The following is a 2,683-nucleotide window of genomic DNA, read 5'->3' on the forward strand; positions in this document are numbered from 1 at the left end:
TTCCCACCCTCGATGAAGACGGCAATATTACCGGTAAAACGTTCTACAGTACCAGTCAGCTGTACACCATGAGCACCGGGGTGATTACCGGCTCCTCCGAGGCCGGTAAAGGCAACGCTACCGGCCTGAACACCGGTACCATCAACGTCAACAACGAAGGTATCGGGATGCTGGCGCTCAACGGCGGCACCGTTACCAACCAGGGCACTATCAACCTCACCGCGGACGACGGTGTGGAAAAATCAGCCGACAACCAGTTAATCGGCATGGCCGTATTCAACGGCGGTACCGCCATCAATGATGAATCCGGCACCATCAATATCCTCGCTGATTACGGCCAGGCGTTCTACAACGAYGGCAGCGGYMYSATTGTTAACTACGGCACCATCTGCGTCGGGGACGACTGCCAGGATGCCGCGACCTATAACCCGACCGACAGCGCCGTCAGCGTTGTGTTTGCCGACAGCAGCGTGATGGCAGAGGCGGGGACTACCACCACACTGACAGGCAATGCGCTGATTAACGGCAATGTCAGTAACGAAGGTACCGTCACCGGGCAGACCATTTTCATCAGTTCCGCTGATGCGGTACTGACCAACCAGACCGGTGCCATCATCAACAGCAACCTGACGATGAGCGCGGGTCAGCTTAACAACGACGGCACCCTCAGCGGTCAGGTCAGYCTCTCCGGTAATGCCWCCGTGCAGAACAGCGGCACGCTGGTCTCCGACAGCAGCAGTGACGGCATTTACCTCACCGGTAACGCCTCGCTGATTAACACCGGGACCCTGGAGTTCACCGCCGCACAGAGCAGCAAGCCACTGCGGTTCAACGGCAATGCCCAGGTGATTAACGCCGGAACCATGAATGTCACCGGGGTGGCTGACGGTATTGTGTCAGAAGGCTCAGCCACTGATGCCTTCTTCTGGAACCAGCAGGGCGCCACGCTCAACTTCAGCGGCAACAACGGCTGGGGCGTCAAAATGGGGGGCAGCGGCTACTCAGCGCAGAACGACGGCACCATTAACATCAGCGGCAACAAATCCGTGGCGATGTACGTGGGCGGCAGTAACCAGGCAGTCAACAACGGCACCATTAACCTCGGCACCGAGGGCGGCAGTGACTCCGGGCTTATCGGTATGCAGCTGGGGGCTGACGCCACCGAAGACGCGGTGATTGAGAACAACGGCACCATCAATATTTATGCCGACAACTCGTATGCCTTCAGCAAGGCCGGTGCGAACGGCCATGTGGTCAACAACGGCACCGTGTATATCGCTGATGATGTCACCGGCTCCGGCCTGATTGCCCAGGACTCCGCCACCATCGAAGGGCTGAACGGCAATGACGGCAACGCCAGCGAAGTGCACTACTACAGCCACGACAACAGCAACAGCCTGAACGGTTACGTGGTCGGCACCAACGCTGACGGCAGTGCCGGGCAACTGATGGTCAGCAATGCCAGCATGGACGGCGTCAGCGTCAACACCGGTTTCACCTCCGGCACGTCGGCCACCACCATGACTTTCGACAACGTGGTGCAGGGCAGCAACCTGACCGACGCGGACGCCATCACCTCCACCTCGGTGGTGTGGAACGCGCAGGGCAGCACTGATGCCCAGGGCAACGTGGACGTCACCATGACCAAAAACGCCTATGCCGATGTGGCAACCGACAGTTCGGTCAGCAGCGTGGCGACCGCGCTGGACGCGGGTTACACCAGCAATGAACTGTACAGCAGCCTCAACGTCGGCAGCACCGCAGAGCTCAACAGCGCCCTGAAACAGGTGAGCGGCAGCCAGGCAACGAACGTGTTCCGTGAAGCACGGATGCTGGGCAACCGCTTTGACATGCTGGCCGACGCGGCACCGCAGGTGAGCAGCGGTCTGGCATTCAACGTGGTGGCGAAAGGCGACCCGCGTGCCGAACTCGGTAAAAACACCGACTACGACATGATGGCCCTGCGTCAGAAACTCGCCCTCACGGACAGCCAGAACCTGACGATGGAGTACGGTATCGCGCGCCTTGATGGCAGCGGCAGCCAGAGTGCCGGTAACAACGGCATCACCGGCGGCTACAGCCAGTTCTTCGGTCTGAAGCATCAGATGGCGTTTGACAACGGCCTGAGCTGGAACAACGCCCTGCGTTATGACGTGCATAACCTCGACAGCAACCGCTCTGTTTCCTACGGCGACACCAACAAGACCGCTGACAGCAGCGCGAAACAGCAGTATCTGGAGTTCCGCAGCGAAGGGGCGAAGACGTTTGAACTGAGCGAGGCGCTGACCGTCACCCCGTATGCGGGTGTCAAACTGCGCCATACGCTGGAAGACGGTTATCAGGAGCGTAACGCCGGAGACTTCAACCTGAACATGAACAGCGGCAGTGAAACGGCGGTGGACAGTATCGTCGGGATGAAGCTGGATTATGCCGGGAAAGATGGCTGGGGAGCGAGCGCCACCCTGGAAGGCGGCCCGAACCTGAGCTATTCGAAGAGCCAGCGCAGTGCGACACTGGCGGGTGCCGGAAGCCAGCGCTTTGCGGTGGACGACGGCCAGAGCGGCGGCGGCGTTAACAGTCTCGCGACGGTGGGCGTGAAGTACAGCGGCGAAAGCAGTGCCCTGCAGCTTGACGCGTTCCACTGGAAGGAGGACGGCATCAGCGATAAGGGGATGATGCTGAA

The 2,683-nt window shown here is 59.9% G+C and carries 1 protein-coding gene; it reads left to right on the top strand.

The genetic code is table 11. The features are described 5' to 3' along the window. Positions 1-2,683, top strand: a 2,683-nt coding sequence (locus tag AOY23_RS21265) for an autotransporter outer membrane beta-barrel domain-containing protein (RefSeq protein ID WP_072171086.1), incomplete at both ends; no start/stop codon positions are given.

Source organism: Trabulsiella odontotermitis, from assembly GCF_001297775.1.
Taxonomy (GTDB): domain Bacteria; phylum Pseudomonadota; class Gammaproteobacteria; order Enterobacterales; family Enterobacteriaceae; genus Trabulsiella; species Trabulsiella odontotermitis.